A 15,329-nucleotide genomic window follows, 5' to 3' on the forward strand; every position below is an offset into this window, starting at 1 on the left:
CAAACCATAAACACTATGAGCAAAGTAGCGATAATAATGGGTTCAAAATCAGATTTACCCGTAATGCAAGAAGCCATCGACATCTTAAAAGGTTTTGATATTGAAACTGAAGTCGATATTGTTTCAGCACACCGAACACCCGAAAAATTATTTGAGTTCAGCAAAAAAGCACATACCCGTGGTATTTCGGTAATTATTGCCGGTGCTGGTGGCGCGGCACATTTACCCGGAATGGTGGCTTCTATGTCGCCTTTACCAGTCATTGGAGTTCCAATAAAATCGAGTAATTCAATCGATGGTTGGGACTCTGTTTTGTCCATTTTGCAAATGCCTGGAGGTGTTCCGGTGGCTACTGTAGCATTAAACGGTGCTAAAAATGCTGGAATTCTGGCAGCTCAAATCATCGGAAGTCATGATAAATTAGTGCTCGATAAAATTCTGGTTTATAAAGAAAATCTGAAAGACGCCGTGAATAAATCATCGGATGAAATGAAGAAATAAAAATTTTACACCGAGATCCACAAAGACAAAAAAGAGATGCATAAAGAAATCTCTGTGAAACTTTGTGAAAAACTCTGTGAAACTCTGTGAAACAAATATCATGAAAATACTAACGTCAACATTCCAAACCAAACACAATACCGCGCCATTTTCCCAAATTAAAATAGAAGATTACAAAACCGCTTTCATCGAAAATATCGCTGCTGCAAAAGCAGAAATAGACTTCATAATCAATAATCCAGAGGCACCAACATTTGAAAACACTATCGAAGCTTTGGATTTTTCGGGTGAAGCATTGGATAGATTGTCATCCATTTTTTTTAATCTCAATTCGGCTGAAACGTGTGACGGAATGCAAAAAATCGCTCAAGAAGTAACGCCATTATTGACTGAATTCAGTAATGACATCACTTTGAATGAAGACTTATTCAAAAGAATAAAATCGGTTTACGAGCAAAAAAATATTTTAAATCTTACCACAGAACAAGAGACATTACTAGACAAAAAATTCAAAAGTTTTTCTAGAAACGGTGCTTTATTATCGGAAGAAAAGAAAGCTAAACTTCGCGAAATCGATACTGAATTGGCTAAACTAAAATTAACTTTCAGCGAAAATGTTTTGGCAGAAACCAACAATTATAAACTTCATATTACTAATGAAAACGATTTAAAAGGTTTGCCAAAAGGAACAATTGAAGCCGCAAAATCGTTAGCCAAATCTAAAAATCTTGATGGCTGGATTTTTACCTTAGATCAACCAAGTTATTTGCCGTTTGTTACCTACGCTGAAAATCGCGAATTGCGAAAAGAAATTTTCATCGCATCTGGGAAAAAAGCATTTCAACACAACGATTTTGACAATCAAGAAATTACATTAAAGATTGCTAAACTACGTTTTGAACGCGCCAATTTATTAGGATATGAAACCCATTCTCACTTTGTTTTAGAGGAACGAATGGCTCAAAATCCCGATAAAGTAAAATCGTTTTTGAATGATTTATTAGCCAAAGCAAAGCCCGCAGCCGAACGCGAATTTGCACAATTAACCGCTTTTGCCAAATCCTTGGACGGAATTGAAAAATTAGAAAAATGGGACGGCGCGTATTATTCTGAAAAACTGAAACAAAAATTATTCAATTTAGATGACGAGAAATTAAAACCATATTTTCAGTTGGAAAATATTCTAAATGGGGCATTTACAATCGCTGGAAAATTATACGGATTAACTTTTACCGAAGTTTTCGACATCGATAAATACCACGAAGATGTAACTACTTATGAGGTTATGGATGAATTTGGTGAATTAGTTGCCATATTCTACGCCGATTTTTTCCCAAGAAAAGGCAAACGAAACGGTGCCTGGATGACGAGTTTCAAATCGCAGTACATCAAGAAAGGCATAAACGAAAGACCTCATGTTTCCATCGTTTGTAATTTTACACCACCCATTGTCACTTCTGAGAAGTCGGAAGCAAAACCTTCACTATTAACATTCAATGAAGTAACCACTTTGTTCCATGAATTTGGACACGCTTTACACGGTATGTTAGCCAACACCACTTACCCAAGTTTATCGGGTACATCGGTATATTGGGACTTTGTAGAATTGCCCAGTCAAGTGATGGAAAATTGGTGTTACGAACCAGAAGCTTTAGCGTTATTTGCCAAACATTACCAGACTGGCGAAGTAATTCCTCAAGAATATGTTGAAAAAATTAAGGAAAGTGCGAGTTTTCAGGAAGGAATGGCAACGTTAAGACAATTGAGTTTTGGATTACTCGATATGGCATTTCACAGTAATAATCCAACCGAAATAACCGACATTAAAGCATTCGAAAAAACAGTATTTGAAGGAACGTCTTTGTATCCAGATGTGGTTGAAAATTGTATGAGCGTTTCGTTTTCCCATATTTTCAACGGGGGCTATTCCTCGGGTTATTACAGTTATAAATGGGCTGAAGTGCTTGATGCTGATGCGTTTGCTTATTTTCAGGAAAATGGAATTTTCAATAAAGAAGTTGCCAACAAATTCAAAGAAAATGTATTGTCAAAAGGCGGCACCGAACTGCCCATGGAATTGTATAAAAAATTTAGAGGTCAAGAACCAAAAGCGGAAGCGTTGTTGAAACGAGCGGGATTGATTTAAGATTTTAAAAAAATCAATCTATTAAGGGAATTAAGAAAAATCAAGCAGTTAACCTTAATATACTTAATGGTTTAAAAAAACTACTTTAAAAACTCCCTAAAATTATCTTTAGTCACCACAAAAAAACTTGGGTTATAAGCTTCAATAAACGATTTTGGTAGTTTCGCTTTTTTAGTACTAGCCCATTTGAATTCAAATGCACTTACTGCATCGGCATTGGTCTCTATATAATCAATTTCTTGTTGGGTTGTAGTTCTCCAAAAATAAGGTTTTGCATTGCTTTGCGAATAGGATAACTGTTTCATTCTTTCGGCAATCATAAAATTTTCCCACAATGCACCTTTATCTTGTCGAAGTGCTAGATTATTGAAGTTTCCAATAACCATATTTCGTACACCATTGTCGTAGAAATAGATTTTTTTATTGGCTTTTATCTCGTTTCGTATGTTTTTAGAAAAACTATTTAGTCTAAAAATCACAAAACTTTTTTCCAACAAATCGATATAATTATTCACGGTATTTTTATCAACACCAACCAATTGCGCAATTTCGTTGTAGCTCACTTCACTACCTACTTGCAATGCCAACGCTTGAAGAATTTTTTCTAAAACATTAGATTTTCTAATGCCTGCTAAAGCCAAAATATCTTTATACAAATAACTTGAAACTAAGTTTTTCAAAATCTCATATTCGTTTCCAAAATTGTTAATTACATCTGGATACATTCCGAAAAGCATACGCAATTCTAGTTGTTGATGTGCCTTGATATAACCAACATTATTTTCAAATTCACTCCACGAAATGGGAAATAGTTGGTATTCAAATTTTCTACCAGTTAATGGTTCTTGTGTTACATTATTAATATCAAAAGCAGATGAACCTGAAACTATTACTTGAACAGCTGCAATTTGATCAACCATAATTTTCAACTTCAAACCAATATTTGGTATCCGCTGCACTTCATCAATGAAAACGTACTTATAATTTCCAATAATACTTCTTAACTGTTCCGTATTCGCATTAGAAAGTAAATCGGACACAGAATTATCATCACCATCCAAAAACAAATATTCTTTATCATTTAATAAAGCATTAATCAAAGTGGTTTTACCAACTTGACGTGGACCAATAAGCACAATAACTTTACCCTTATGCAACTTTTGAAGTACAACATTAGTTAAATCTCTATTTATCATATTTTTAAACTTTCAACAAAAGTATAAAATTATTTTCTATTCACCAAATTTATATATATTTTAGTGATTATATTCACCAATATTATATATTTTTCAGTGATTATATTCACCAAAATAATATATTATAAGAAAGTGAAAGTAAACTCAACCATAAAATCGGTACACTTTCCACCCAAAAAGAGGTGTAGTATTTACTTCTTTCTAAAGTAGTGAAATTGATGAACAAGATTGTTATAATTCCAATTGGAATTACCAAATAATCAGCTTTTTGTTTTAAAAATTCTAATACTATAAACGGAATTACCAATAAAACTCCAAAGACTTTTGATTTATTAATTCCAAATAATTGTGGCAAAGTATTCATGGATATTGCATCTGTCTTACTGTCCATTATTTCAAATGGAATGAGTAAACTTATTATAATTATAAAACGTTGTACTAAATTGATATAATAATCAATAGGCAACCCTTTAAGCGATTGATAAGGAATAAAAACGGTTATATAGGTTACTACAAAGCTCACCAAAAACAATTTTATCCAGCCATATTTTCGTAAAAAAGTATAAATCAAAACAAATATTCCCGAAATTAAAATATGCCATTGAATGCTTTGTTTTAAGCATAAAAAAAAATATAAAAAACCCATTGAAGCCAATATATTGATAACCAAAATGCCATAATATTTCTTCGAAAAAAAATTATTTATGGTAATTACTTTGTAATATTTCAAAAAATTATAGCCCAATACAGTTCCAAAAAAAACACAACTTGGATACACAATATGTTTAGTCATACCACTGGAAAAAGTAGTTAGATAAACTAATGACATTACTGCCAAACCAACGTGCAGTGAGGATTGAATATAAAAGTCGATAAGACGCTTTAAAATGTGCATTCAACAAAACTAATCAAACTGTTAATAAGAACTGTTTTTAGTTGAAAAATTCTCGAAATTTGACAGTTATTTAAACAAAAAATAAGAGTTTAATATTTACTTTTGCTGGTGTTAAAATCAATACCGATTTTCATCAGCACAAGCACAACTAAATACACTTTAGAACTTACAATTTAATGAAAACAGACGCATTTGCATTACGCCACATTGGTCCAAGTGAGAACGACCAAGAACATATGTTGAAAACTATTGGTGCAGAAACTATGGAGCAGCTTATTTTCGAAACTATTCCAAGTGATATTCGCTTGAAAACAGATTTAGATTTAGAACCTGCCATGACCGAATATGAATTTGCAAACCACATAAAAAAGTTAGGCGATAAAAATAAAATGTTCCAATCGTATATCGGTTTGGGCTATAACCAAGCGATTATTCCGGCGGTAATTCAAAGAAATGTTTTTGAAAACCCTGGTTGGTATACCGCTTATACTCCTTACCAAGCAGAAATCGCTCAAGGTCGTTTAGAAGCAATTCTAAATTTTCAAACGATGGTTATCGAATTAACCGGAATGGAGATTGCCAATGCATCACTTCTTGACGAAAGTACTGCTGCCGCAGAAGCGATGGCGTTATTATTTGATGTCAGAACCCGTGACCAAAAGAAAAATAATGTTTGTAAATTCTTCGTTTCTGAAGAGATTTTACCACAAACATTGTCGGTTTTACAAACCCGTTCTACTCCAATTGGGGTGGAATTAGTGATTGGAAACCATGAAGAATTCGATTTTTCAAATGACTTTTATGGGGCAATTCTTCAATATCCTGGGAAATTTGGACAAGTTCATGATTATGCTGGATTCATTGCCAAAGCGAAAACTAACGAAATAAAAGTTGCCGTTGGAGCTGATATTTTGAGTTTAGTAAAACTAACTCCACCAGGAGAAATGGGTGCAGATGTTGTTTTTGGAACTACACAACGTTTCGGAATTCCATTAGGTTATGGTGGTCCACACGCGGCCTATTTTGCTACTAAAGACGAATACAAACGATCGATGCCAGGAAGAATTATCGGTGTAACGATAGATACCAACGGTAATCGTGCACTTCGCATGGCGTTACAAACTCGTGAGCAACACATCAAGCGTGATAAGGCAACCTCCAATATTTGTACTGCACAGGTTTTATTATCTGTTATGGCAGGAATGTATGCGGTTTATCATGGACCAAAAGGGTTACAATATATAGCCGATAAAGTACACGCAATGGCAGTAACATTAGAAGAATTGTTAGAGAAATTGGGTTATTATCAAACCAATACTGCCTTTTTTGATACCATAGTTATTAAAGCAGATGCTAAAAAAGTGGCAGCAATTGCCGAACAAAACGAAGTGAATTTCTATTATATAGATGAAAATACGGTTTCCATTTCATTAAACGAAACAACAAATATTAGTGATGTAAATAAAATAGCCTCGATTTTTGCTAAAGTTTCAGGAAATCAATTTACCCCTGTTTCATCTCCCTCCCCTTTGGGGAGAGTTGGGGTGGGGCAAAGAACATCCACCTTTTTACAACATGATGTTTTTAACAAATACCATTCAGAAACGGCCTTAATGCGTTACATCAAAATGTTAGAACGCAAAGATTTGGCTTTAAATCATTCCATGATTTCCTTAGGTTCATGTACCATGAAATTGAATGCGGCTGCTGAGATGCTGCCTTTAAGTATGGCGCAATGGAACAACATTCATCCGTTTGCACCGTTAGACCAAGCGCAAGGTTATCAAGAAATGTTGACTAAGTTAGTGCAACAATTAAATGTAATTACTGGCTTCGCCGGTACCTCTTTACAACCCAATTCTGGTGCGCAAGGTGAATATGCAGGATTGATGGTTATTCGTGCCTATCATCAATCACGTGGCGATTTTCACAGAAACATTGCTTTAATTCCATCTTCTGCTCACGGTACTAATCCAGCTTCGGCTGCCATGGCTGGAATGCACGTTGTGGTAACAAAAACATTGGATAACGGAAATATTGATGTTGATGATTTACGTGAAAAAGCAATTCTACATTCTGCTAATTTATCATGTCTGATGGTTACCTATCCATCAACCCACGGCGTTTTTGAAAGTGCCATTAAAGAAATTACACAAATCATTCACGATCACGGTGGACAAGTGTATATGGATGGTGCTAATATGAATGCCCAAGTGGGCTTAACAAATCCGGCAACCATTGGCGCTGATGTTTGTCACTTAAATTTACATAAAACCTTCGCCATTCCTCACGGTGGCGGTGGTCCCGGAGTTGGCCCAATTTGCGTGGCACCACAATTAGTTCCGTTTTTGCCAACAAATCCTGTAATTCCAACTGGTGGCGAGAATGCTATCACAGCTATTTCTGCAGCACCTTGGGGTTCGGCTTTGGTTTGTTTAATTTCATACGGCTATATTTGCATGTTGGGTGCTGAAGGTTTGAAAAAATCTACAGAATATGCCATTTTGAATGCGAATTACATCAAGGAAAAATTAAACGGTCATTACGATACTTTATATTCTGGAGAGATGGGTCGCGCGGCACACGAGATGATTTTGGAATGCCGTCCATTTAAAGAAAAAGGTATTGAAGTAACCGATATCGCCAAACGATTAATGGATTACGGATTTCACGCACCAACCGTTTCATTCCCAGTGGCTGGAACGATGATGATTGAACCGACTGAAAGTGAAAACTTGGAAGAATTAGATCGTTTTTGTGATGCAATGATTGCAATTAGAAAAGAAATTGAAGCTGCCACCATTGAAAACCCTAACAATGTTTTGAAAAATGCGCCTCACACTTTAATGATGGTCACTACCGATAATTGGATTTATCCTTATACTCGTGAACAAGCGGCATTCCCGTTGGATTATGTAGCGGATAATAAATTCTGGCCAACAGTTCGTCGGGCAGATGAGGCCTATGGCGACAGAAATTTAGTTTGCAGTTGTGCTCCAATTGAAGCTTACATATAAGTTTTAGATTTGTTTAAAATTGTTTAAGGGTTTAAAGTTGTTCAGATTAACTTTAAACCCTTAAACAATTTTTAAACTTTAAACATTAAAAATGAACGATATTCAAAACCAAAGTGACTTGTATTTGTTAGTAGACGAATTCTACAAAAAACTGCTTTCAGACAGCTCAATAAGTTATATTTTTACTGATGTGGTTAAAATAAAAATTGAAGAGCACTTACCTATTTTAGTTACTTTTTGGTCACAAGTCATATTAGGAACAGGTGGTTATACAAATAATTTAACACAAATCCATTTGGATATAAATGCCAAAGAATATTTATCTCCTGAATTATTCAAAATATGGTTACATCATTTCAATACTGCCGTTGACGAATACTTTCGGGGTGAAAAAGCAGAACAAATAAAAACCCAAGCTTTGAATATTGCCACTATTATGCAAATTAAAATAGCACAAAATAAAGTTTAGTGTTGCATTATTAATAAAAATATTGGTTTTAAATGATAATTTGATAATAGTATGCACGCATAGTAATTATTGTGTTATTAATTGATTAATTATCTTTAAATTTACAGTTTATTTTGATTAAACTAAGCAATGAATATAAAAATAACAGGTTCTGGAAGCTATATCCCAACTGAAATAGTATCTAATAAAAATTTTGCTGAACACGTTTTTTTGAATGATGACGGAACTCCGTTTCCGCATCCGAATGATGTAGTAGCCAAAAAATTTCTCGAAATCACTGGAATTGAAGAACGCAGATATGCTTCAGATGATTTACAGACATCTGATATCGCAACAATTGCAGCAAAAAAAGCTATTCTAAATGCCAAGATTGACCCAGAAACTTTAGATTATCTAATTTTTGCTCATAATTTTGGCGATGTAAAAAAAGGAGCTATCCAAGGCGATATGTTACCGAGTTTAGCTTCTAAAGTGAAACATAATCTACGAATTAAAAACCCAAAATGTGTTGCTTATGATATGCTTTTTGGTTGTCCTGGTTGGGTTGAAGGAGTCATTCAAGCGACGGCATTTATAAAAGCTGGAATGGCAAAAAAATGTTTAGTCATTGGTGCTGAAACATTATCAAGAGTGGTAGATCCACACGATAGAGATTCTATGATTTATTCTGATGGTGCAGGAGCTACAATTGTTGAAGCTACAGCTGATGATGGCGGAATTCTTGCCCATGAATCTGCAACATTTTCTTATGATGAAGCAAACTATTTATACTTTGGAAAATCATTTAATTCTACACATAATCCCGATGTTCGCTACATTAAAATGCATGGCAGAAAAATATATGAATTTGCATTAAGCAATGTTCCCAAAGCTATGAAGGAATGTCTTGATAAAAGTGGTATTTCTATTAATGACGTAAAAAAAATACTGATACATCAGGCCAATGAAAAAATGGATGAAGCCATAATTCATCGATTTTATAAACTATATGGAAAAGAAGTTCCACATGGAATAATGCCCATGAGCATTCACAAACTCGGAAACTCAAGCGTTGCAACTATTCCAACGTTATATGACTCTATGGTTAAAGGCGAAATTGAAAACCAAGAACTAAACAAAGGCGATGTTATTATGTTTGCTTCGGTTGGCGCTGGTATGAATGTAAATGCTATTGTATACCGAATGTAATTTTTAACTGTTTTTAGTTTATGGTTTATGGTTTATAGTTAATTTTGCCTTGAAAAGACCAAAAACAATAAATCACAAACTTGTTACATGTACGAGAAAACCTATCCGAGTAAACGCTTTAACATTACACTTCAGTTTCTAAAAAAACACATTACGACATCCGAAACCATTTTCGATTTAGGAGTTTCAAATCCATTCTCCAAAATTATGGAAGAAAATGGATATACTGTTAAAAACACCAAAGGAGAAGACTTGGATAATGACCAAAGCGCCCTGCAAAACGAAACGTATCAGGCATTCACTGCTTTTGAAATTTTTGAACATTTATTGAACGCTTATACGGTTTTAGAAAACGTAAAATGTGATAAATTGTTAATATCCATTCCATTGCGTTTGTGGTTTTCCTCGGCTTACAAAAGTAAAACTGATACATGGGACAGACATTACCATGAATTTGAAGATTGGCAATTGGATTGGTTACTAGAAAAAACGGGGTTTAAAATCGTGGACCGTATCAAGTTTACACATCCTGTGAAAAAATTTGGTTTTCGCCCTTTATTGAGGTATTTCACGCCGAGATATTATTTGGTTTATGCAGAAAGAAATCCCAAAAAATAAATCCCAAATTCCAAAATTTCGTTCATATCAGTTGGAATTTGGAATTTAAAAAATTGGAATTTAAAAATGAAATATTACATCGTCATTCCATCGCACAACGAAGAAAAACACATTTCCTTAACCTTACAATCATTGGTCGAGCAAACGGTTTTACCTTCAAAAATTATAGTGGTGAATGATAACTCAACCGATAGAACAGCTGTAATTGTTAAAGAATTTTCAGAAAATTATTCTTGGATAACATTAGTTAATAAAACTTCAGATGCAACACATTTGCCGGGAAGCAAAGTGATACAGGCATTTCAAAAAGGATTAGAAACGCTAGATGATAATTATGATTTTCTTGTAAAAGCTGATGCTGATTTAATTTTTCCAACTAACTATTTCGAAACTATCATTTCGCATTTTAAATCCGATGAACGAATAGGAATGGTGGGCGGATTTGCCTACATCGAAAAAAATGGCGATTGGATTTTGGAAAACTTAACCGATAAAGACCATATTCGCGGTGCCTTTAAAGCGTATAGAAAAGCAACTTTTGAGCAAATTGGAGGTTTAAAACCTGCCATGGGTTGGGACACAGTAGATGAATTACTTTGCAAATTTTACAATTGGAAAGTCGTAACAGATGAAACGTTGAAAGTCAAACATTTAAAACCCACTGGCGCAAACTACAATAAAACAGCTCGTTACCAGCAAGGAGAAGCTTTTTATACTTTAGGTTACGGATTTTTAATTACTACCATTGCATCGGCAAAACTGGCATTAATGAAAAGAAAACCGCTACTGTTTTTTGATTATGTAAAAGGGTATTGGAAAGCAAAATCTGAAAAAAAACCACTTTTGGTTACAGAGGTACAAGCTAAATTTATACGAGATTATCGCCTTAGCAAAATGAAAGAAAAGTTTATTTAGTTAAAATTTGTTGCAAATCTTTATTAAATGAAAAAAAACCTTCAACTGATAAATCTTCACCTATAGATTCCCAATGAATCCAACTATTATCAGCCCATAATTCATATGCTTCTAATTCTTCAATAGTAGAATTTTTTAAACGAGGAAACCACTCTAATGGCATTTTCCCAATTCTATTGTCGTTAGTTTCAACAAAAATAAATTCATTGTCAAACCAAATTTTTTTTGCTTCCATTTTGTTCTTTTATGATTTATAAAAATCGTTCCAATGATTGATTATTAATTCTTTGTTTTCTTCAATAATACTTTCAGCCAATAAAAGGTCTTTCTTTTTTATTCCTTTGTTTTCAATTAACTCAACAGGACTAATATTAAATTTTGCTGTGCCATCAGCATTTTTAATGTGTACATGAATAGGCAAATGATCATTGCTAAAATAGAAAAACCGCATACCAAAAAAACGAAAAATCTCAGGCATGTCTTTTAGATAAATAGCATCACAAATATACGAAAATCAATTACTTATTAATTGAATAGGTCAAACTCATTAAAAAATTTCACTAAAATTAAACCAATTCATTCAAATTAACTTGTTTGTTAAAGGAAAAATGGAATACTCTTTTATACTAAAGCAAGATTTTTATATTTAAATCCTACACAATATTTGTTAATTAAACTAACATTTATTTAAAAATACAAAAATAATTTAAATACAGATAACCATATTTTTATCTTTTAAAAACATCAATAACATAAAATATACTATTTTTACTTTTTGCTCTTAAAAGCTATCTGGACTGTAAACTGAACACTAAAAAAATGATGCTTATCCGTTATTTATCTCAAATAGGAAAATATTTCTTGATGTGGAAAGAAGTCTTTAACAAACCAACAAAATGGTCGGTTATGAGACAATTAATTTTCAAAGAAATTGATGATTTAATAATAGATTCTCTTGGGATAGTGGCATTTATATCCTTCTTTGTTGGAGGTGTAGTTTCTATTCAAACTGCTTTAAATCTTACCAATCCTTTAATTCCAAAATACCTCATTGGGTTTGCCACACGACAATCGGTAATTTTAGAATTTGCGCCAACATTTATTTCCGTAATTATGGCGGGGAAAATGGGTTCTTTTATTACATCAAGCATAGGAACAATGCGTGTTACAGAGCAAATCGATGCGTTGGAGGTTATGGGTGTAAACTCGTTGAATTATTTGGTTTTTCCAAAAATGATAGCATTACTACTGTATCCATTTGTGATTGGAATAGCTATGTTTCTAGGAATTCTTGGTGGTTTTATTGCCAGTGTTTATGGTGGATTTGGCTCTAGTGATGATTTTATTATAGGATTACAACAAGAATTTATTCCATTTCACGTTGCCTATGCTTTTATAAAAACATTTATTTTTGGTTTACTATTAGCCACCATTCCATCCTTTCATGGCTATTATATGAAAGGTGGCGCACTTGAGGTAGGGAAAGCAAGTACGGTTTCCTTTGTGTGGACAGCTGTTACCATTATTTTGGTGAATTACATATTAACTCAATTACTCTTAACCTAAATGATAGAAGTAAAAAACATAGAAAAATCTTTTGGAGATTCTAAAGTTTTAAAAGGAATTTCTACCATTTTTGAAACAGGAAAAACCAATTTAATCATTGGACAAAGTGGCTCTGGAAAAACGGTTTTATTGAAAAGTCTATTAGGCATTCATTCGCCCGATAAAGGAACTATCTCTTTTGATGGCAGAATTTATTCAGAGCTAACGGCTGATGAAAAAAGAACATTACGTACCGAAATTGGCATGGTGTTTCAAGGAAGCGCCCTTTTTGACAGCATGACAGTTGAGGAAAATATTGGTTTTCCGCTTAAAATGTTTTCTAATAAATCAGCCGCAGAGATTAAAGAACGTGTAAACTTTGTAATTAATCGTGTCAATTTAATTGATGCCAATCATAAAAAACCATCCGAAATATCGGGAGGAATGCAAAAACGTGTGGCGATAGCTAGAGCGATTGTGAACAATCCGAAATATCTTTTTTGTGACGAACCCAACTCAGGATTAGACCCTAAAACTGCGATTTTGATTGATAACCTAATTCATGAAATAACGGTAGAATATGATATTACTACAGTTATTAATACACACGATATGAATTCGGTGATGGAAATTGGAGAGAAAATTATTTTTTTAAAAGAAGGCATTTTAGCTTGGGAAGGTTCCAAAAAAGAAATCTTCAAAACCGATAATGAAGCTATCGTTGATTTTGTATATTCTTCCAATCTTTTCAAAAAAATTAGAAAAGCTCAGAATAAAGAGGAATAAAAAAGCAACAATGTTCATTGCCTTTTATAACTCATTTGCCAAAGCAGTAATTCGCTTGATGTCTTGCTCTTTACTTTTCGGATAAATCAATAGAATACCTTCTTTATCTACAATAATGTAATCGTGTAAACCATCAATAACAATGATTTTATTGGCATCGGAACGGACAATATTATTAGAAGCATTTTCCATCACAACTTTTGCATTAATAATACCATTGTTGTTTTCATCCTTGTCTAATTTTTCATGAAGTTGTCCCCAAGTGCCCAAGTCATTCCAATCGAATGTTGCCGGAAGCACATAAACGTTTTGTGCTTTTTCCATCACGGCATAATCAATGGAAATATTTTCTACATTGGCATAATTATCATTGATGAATTGCTTTTCATTCAAGGTATTATAACTTTCAATTCCCTTTTGAAATAACCCGTTCATTTGGGGTTGGAATTTCTCAAATGCTTCTGTAATCGATTGTACACTCCAAATAAAAATACCGCCATTCCAAAGAAAATTTCCAGCAGCAAGAAAGGATTTCGCCGTTTCATAATCGGGTTTTTCGCGGAACTGATTTACTTTTTTTATTGGATTGGTATCGCTTTTATCAAATTCAATATAGCCAAAACCTGTATTAGGAAATGTGGGTTGGATACCAAGAGTTAACAAAGCATTCTCTTGCTGACAAAAGTCAAAACATTGCTGTAAATTATTAGAAAACGCTACTTCATCTTCTATCCAGTGATCGCTTGGAGCAACGACCATCACGGCATTTGGATTTTGCTTTTGAATTTTTAAGGACGCATATAAAATACAAGGGGCTGTATTTCGCATCGCGGGTTCTAGCAATACTTGCTCTTGTTTTACCATGGGCAATTGTTCGAGAACCAACTCGTTATAGCGTTCGTTGGTTAAAATCAAAATATTTTCAGCTGGAATTAACTTTGACAAACGACTGAATGTTTTTTGTATCAAAGTGCTTCCTGCACCTAACATGTCATGAAACTGTTTTGGTAAATCGGTTGTACTCACTGGCCAAAAGCGTGAACCCACACCGCCAGCCATTAATATGGCGTAATAATTTTTATTCATAGTCATTGTGAGGAGTTAGGAGGAACGAAGCAAAGCAATCTCATTTTTTTAATTAGTCATGCAAATATATTTATAATAAATTAGGAATTAAAGGAATAAATTACATCTAAATACTATCATACAACTTGTAAAACTAATAAATAAGTAACTTTTGAATTCATTTTTAAAATTAAACTAATAAAAATTTGCCATTGTATATTTTTTTTTACATTTGACGAATTTAAAACATAACAAAATGAAAAAAATTATTTTATTAGCAGTTGCTTTCGTATCCTTTGCAACTATAACTTCGTGTTCAAAAGATGATGATCAAGCATCACTACAAGGAAAGTGGGAATATTTTAAAGAAGGTACAGCTAACAGTAGCGGACAGGAGGATTTGGTTGATTATCAACACCAAGCAGGTTGTTCAAAAGATTATAGCATTATAACTGCTAGTTCAATTGTAGATCATAGTTTTTTTGGCAGTACATGTGAAGAAGAAATATTCTCAACACCATACACTCGAAATGGTAATACAATTTCAATCACTGTTGAGGGCGAAACTTTTACTGCTGAAATAAAAACATTAGACTCTAGCACTCTCAAAATCTATTCAATAGACCCTGAATTTCCAGGCATTATTGATGTAACAGTTTTTAAACGAATAAACTAATATTTTTTTATAAGTTTATAAATCAACAGTATTAATCAATTTTAATACTGTTTTTTTATTTATGTGTTGGGTAAAATTTCCACCTCAGCATTGGCATTAAACAAAAACAATCTTCCGGTTTTCACTTCCAGACATTCATAACGTTTTACACGAAGTCCTTTCTTTTGAAATATTCTGCCATTTTTTATTCGGAACATACTGCCGCTTGGCACTTCGTGTATGAAATGAATATCGGGTTTTCGTTCGTCAAATTGCTTTAAGGCAAAAGCCAATCGAGCATCAGTATCACTACTGGCTGTTGGGTTTCTGAAA

At 33.5% G+C, this 15,329-nt stretch carries 15 protein-coding genes and 1 pseudogene; 10 read left to right on the forward strand and 6 right to left on the reverse strand.

The genetic code is table 11. The features are described from left to right. Positions 1-15 precede the first annotated feature (15 nt). On the forward strand, positions 16-501 hold the full coding sequence (purE, locus tag ACK5ON_RS09450; protein WP_409821935.1) for a 5-(carboxyamino)imidazole ribonucleotide mutase: 486 nt from the start codon (positions 16-18) through the stop codon (positions 499-501). A gap of 100 nt (positions 502-601) precedes the next feature. Continuing rightward, entirely contained in the window at positions 602-2,647 is a 2,046-nt protein-coding gene (locus ACK5ON_RS09455) for a M3 family metallopeptidase (protein WP_409821937.1), read from the forward strand. Between the two features lie 80 nt (positions 2,648-2,727). Here the strand turns inward: ACK5ON_RS09455 and ACK5ON_RS09460 are convergent, their stop codons facing one another. Together ACK5ON_RS09460 and ACK5ON_RS09465 are read right to left on the reverse strand one after the other, a co-directional pair. After that, positions 2,728-3,843 carry an ATP-binding protein gene (locus ACK5ON_RS09460; protein ID WP_396174120.1) on the reverse strand — a complete coding sequence of 372 codons (1,116 nt, stop codon included), beginning with the start codon at positions 3,841-3,843 and terminating at the stop codon, positions 2,728-2,730. Between the two features lie 106 nt (positions 3,844-3,949). After that, positions 3,950-4,738 carry a hypothetical protein gene (locus ACK5ON_RS09465; RefSeq protein ID WP_409821939.1) on the reverse strand — a complete coding sequence of 263 codons (789 nt, stop codon included), beginning with the start codon at positions 4,736-4,738 and terminating at the stop codon, positions 3,950-3,952. Positions 4,739-4,914: 176 nt separating this feature from the next. Here ACK5ON_RS09465 and gcvP point away from each other — a divergent pair, with 176 nt between their 5' ends. The 5 genes from gcvP to ACK5ON_RS09490 all read left to right on the forward strand — a co-directional run bounded on the left by gcvP (position 4,915) and on the right by ACK5ON_RS09490 (position 10,945). Further along, positions 4,915-7,755: an aminomethyl-transferring glycine dehydrogenase gene (gcvP, locus tag ACK5ON_RS09470; protein ID WP_409821941.1), complete on the forward strand. Its 2,841-nt coding sequence runs from the start codon at positions 4,915-4,917 to the stop codon at positions 7,753-7,755. A gap of 91 nt (positions 7,756-7,846) precedes the next feature. After that, positions 7,847-8,224 carry a group III truncated hemoglobin gene (locus tag ACK5ON_RS09475; protein ID WP_409821943.1) on the forward strand — a complete coding sequence of 126 codons (378 nt, stop codon included), beginning with the start codon at positions 7,847-7,849 and terminating at the stop codon, positions 8,222-8,224. A 129-nt stretch (positions 8,225-8,353) separates the two neighbouring features. Continuing rightward, complete coding sequence (locus ACK5ON_RS09480) at positions 8,354-9,412, forward strand: 3-oxoacyl-ACP synthase III family protein (RefSeq protein WP_396174113.1); 1,059 nt, start codon at positions 8,354-8,356, stop codon at positions 9,410-9,412. An 87-nt stretch (positions 9,413-9,499) separates the two neighbouring features. Further along, on the forward strand, positions 9,500-10,030 hold the full coding sequence (locus tag ACK5ON_RS09485; protein ID WP_396174111.1) for a methyltransferase: 531 nt from the start codon (positions 9,500-9,502) through the stop codon (positions 10,028-10,030). 66 nt (positions 10,031-10,096) lie between these two features. Beyond that, positions 10,097-10,945 carry a glycosyltransferase gene (locus ACK5ON_RS09490; protein ID WP_409821946.1) on the forward strand — a complete coding sequence of 283 codons (849 nt, stop codon included), beginning with the start codon at positions 10,097-10,099 and terminating at the stop codon, positions 10,943-10,945. Here ACK5ON_RS09490 and ACK5ON_RS09495 read toward each other — a convergent pair. Beyond that, on the reverse strand, positions 10,938-11,180 hold the full coding sequence (locus tag ACK5ON_RS09495) for a DUF2442 domain-containing protein (RefSeq protein WP_396174107.1): 243 nt from the start codon (positions 11,178-11,180) through the stop codon (positions 10,938-10,940). The genes ACK5ON_RS09490 and ACK5ON_RS09495 overlap by 8 nt on opposite strands. Before the next feature lie 9 nt (positions 11,181-11,189). Continuing rightward, positions 11,190-11,423: a DUF4160 domain-containing protein gene (locus tag ACK5ON_RS09500; RefSeq protein ID WP_409821949.1), complete on the reverse strand. Its 234-nt coding sequence runs from the start codon at positions 11,421-11,423 to the stop codon at positions 11,190-11,192. 341 nt (positions 11,424-11,764) lie between these two features. Between ACK5ON_RS09500 and ACK5ON_RS09505 the strand changes: the two genes are divergently transcribed. After that, a complete protein-coding gene (locus ACK5ON_RS09505; protein ID WP_396174105.1) occupies positions 11,765-12,511 on the forward strand; it encodes an MlaE family ABC transporter permease in 747 nt (248 codons plus the stop codon). Further along, positions 12,512-13,276, forward strand: coding sequence for an ABC transporter ATP-binding protein (locus ACK5ON_RS09510; protein ID WP_409821951.1), 765 nt, complete (start codon positions 12,512-12,514; stop codon positions 13,274-13,276). Positions 13,277-13,300: 24 nt separating this feature from the next. On the opposite strand, the gene ACK5ON_RS09515 is transcribed toward ACK5ON_RS09510, so the two are convergent. Further along, positions 13,301-14,362, reverse strand: coding sequence for a mannose-1-phosphate guanylyltransferase (locus ACK5ON_RS09515; RefSeq protein WP_409821953.1), 1,062 nt, complete (start codon positions 14,360-14,362; stop codon positions 13,301-13,303). Positions 14,363-14,597: 235 nt separating this feature from the next. Between ACK5ON_RS09515 and ACK5ON_RS09520 the strand changes: the two genes are divergently transcribed. Further along, a complete protein-coding gene (locus ACK5ON_RS09520) occupies positions 14,598-15,017 on the forward strand; it encodes a lipocalin family protein (RefSeq protein ID WP_409821955.1) in 420 nt (139 codons plus the stop codon). A gap of 59 nt (positions 15,018-15,076) precedes the next feature. Here ACK5ON_RS09520 and ACK5ON_RS09525 read toward each other — a convergent pair. Further along, positions 15,077-15,329, reverse strand: a pseudogene (locus ACK5ON_RS09525) (sprT domain-containing protein); the annotation flags it as partial.

Origin of the sequence: Flavobacterium sp. (genome assembly GCF_046317795.1) — a bacterium.
Taxonomy (GTDB): Bacteria; Bacteroidota; Bacteroidia; order Flavobacteriales; family Flavobacteriaceae; genus Flavobacterium.

Bases quoted from the DNA above. Each gene is read 5' to 3' on its own strand.
- purE (WP_409821935.1), top strand. From the start codon at position 16: ATGAGCAAAGTAGCGATAATAATGGGTTCAAAATCAGATTTACCCGTA.
- ACK5ON_RS09455 (WP_409821937.1), top strand. From the start codon at position 602: ATGAAAATACTAACGTCAACATTCCAAACCAAACACAATACCGCGCCA.
- ACK5ON_RS09460 (WP_396174120.1), bottom strand. From the start codon at position 3,843: ATGATAAATAGAGATTTAACTAATGTTGTACTTCAAAAGTTGCATAAG.
- ACK5ON_RS09465 (WP_409821939.1), bottom strand. From the start codon at position 4,738: ATGCACATTTTAAAGCGTCTTATCGACTTTTATATTCAATCCTCACTG.
- gcvP (WP_409821941.1), top strand. From the start codon at position 4,915: ATGAAAACAGACGCATTTGCATTACGCCACATTGGTCCAAGTGAGAAC.
- ACK5ON_RS09475 (WP_409821943.1), top strand. From the start codon at position 7,847: ATGAACGATATTCAAAACCAAAGTGACTTGTATTTGTTAGTAGACGAA.
- ACK5ON_RS09480 (WP_396174113.1), top strand. From the start codon at position 8,354: ATGAATATAAAAATAACAGGTTCTGGAAGCTATATCCCAACTGAAATA.
- ACK5ON_RS09485 (WP_396174111.1), top strand. From the start codon at position 9,500: ATGTACGAGAAAACCTATCCGAGTAAACGCTTTAACATTACACTTCAG.
- ACK5ON_RS09490 (WP_409821946.1), top strand. From the start codon at position 10,097: ATGAAATATTACATCGTCATTCCATCGCACAACGAAGAAAAACACATT.
- ACK5ON_RS09495 (WP_396174107.1), bottom strand. From the start codon at position 11,180: ATGGAAGCAAAAAAAATTTGGTTTGACAATGAATTTATTTTTGTTGAA.
- ACK5ON_RS09500 (WP_409821949.1), bottom strand. From the start codon at position 11,423: ATGCCTGAGATTTTTCGTTTTTTTGGTATGCGGTTTTTCTATTTTAGC.
- ACK5ON_RS09505 (WP_396174105.1), top strand. From the start codon at position 11,765: ATGATGCTTATCCGTTATTTATCTCAAATAGGAAAATATTTCTTGATG.
- ACK5ON_RS09510 (WP_409821951.1), top strand. From the start codon at position 12,512: ATGATAGAAGTAAAAAACATAGAAAAATCTTTTGGAGATTCTAAAGTT.
- ACK5ON_RS09515 (WP_409821953.1), bottom strand. From the start codon at position 14,362: ATGAATAAAAATTATTACGCCATATTAATGGCTGGCGGTGTGGGTTCA.
- ACK5ON_RS09520 (WP_409821955.1), top strand. From the start codon at position 14,598: ATGAAAAAAATTATTTTATTAGCAGTTGCTTTCGTATCCTTTGCAACT.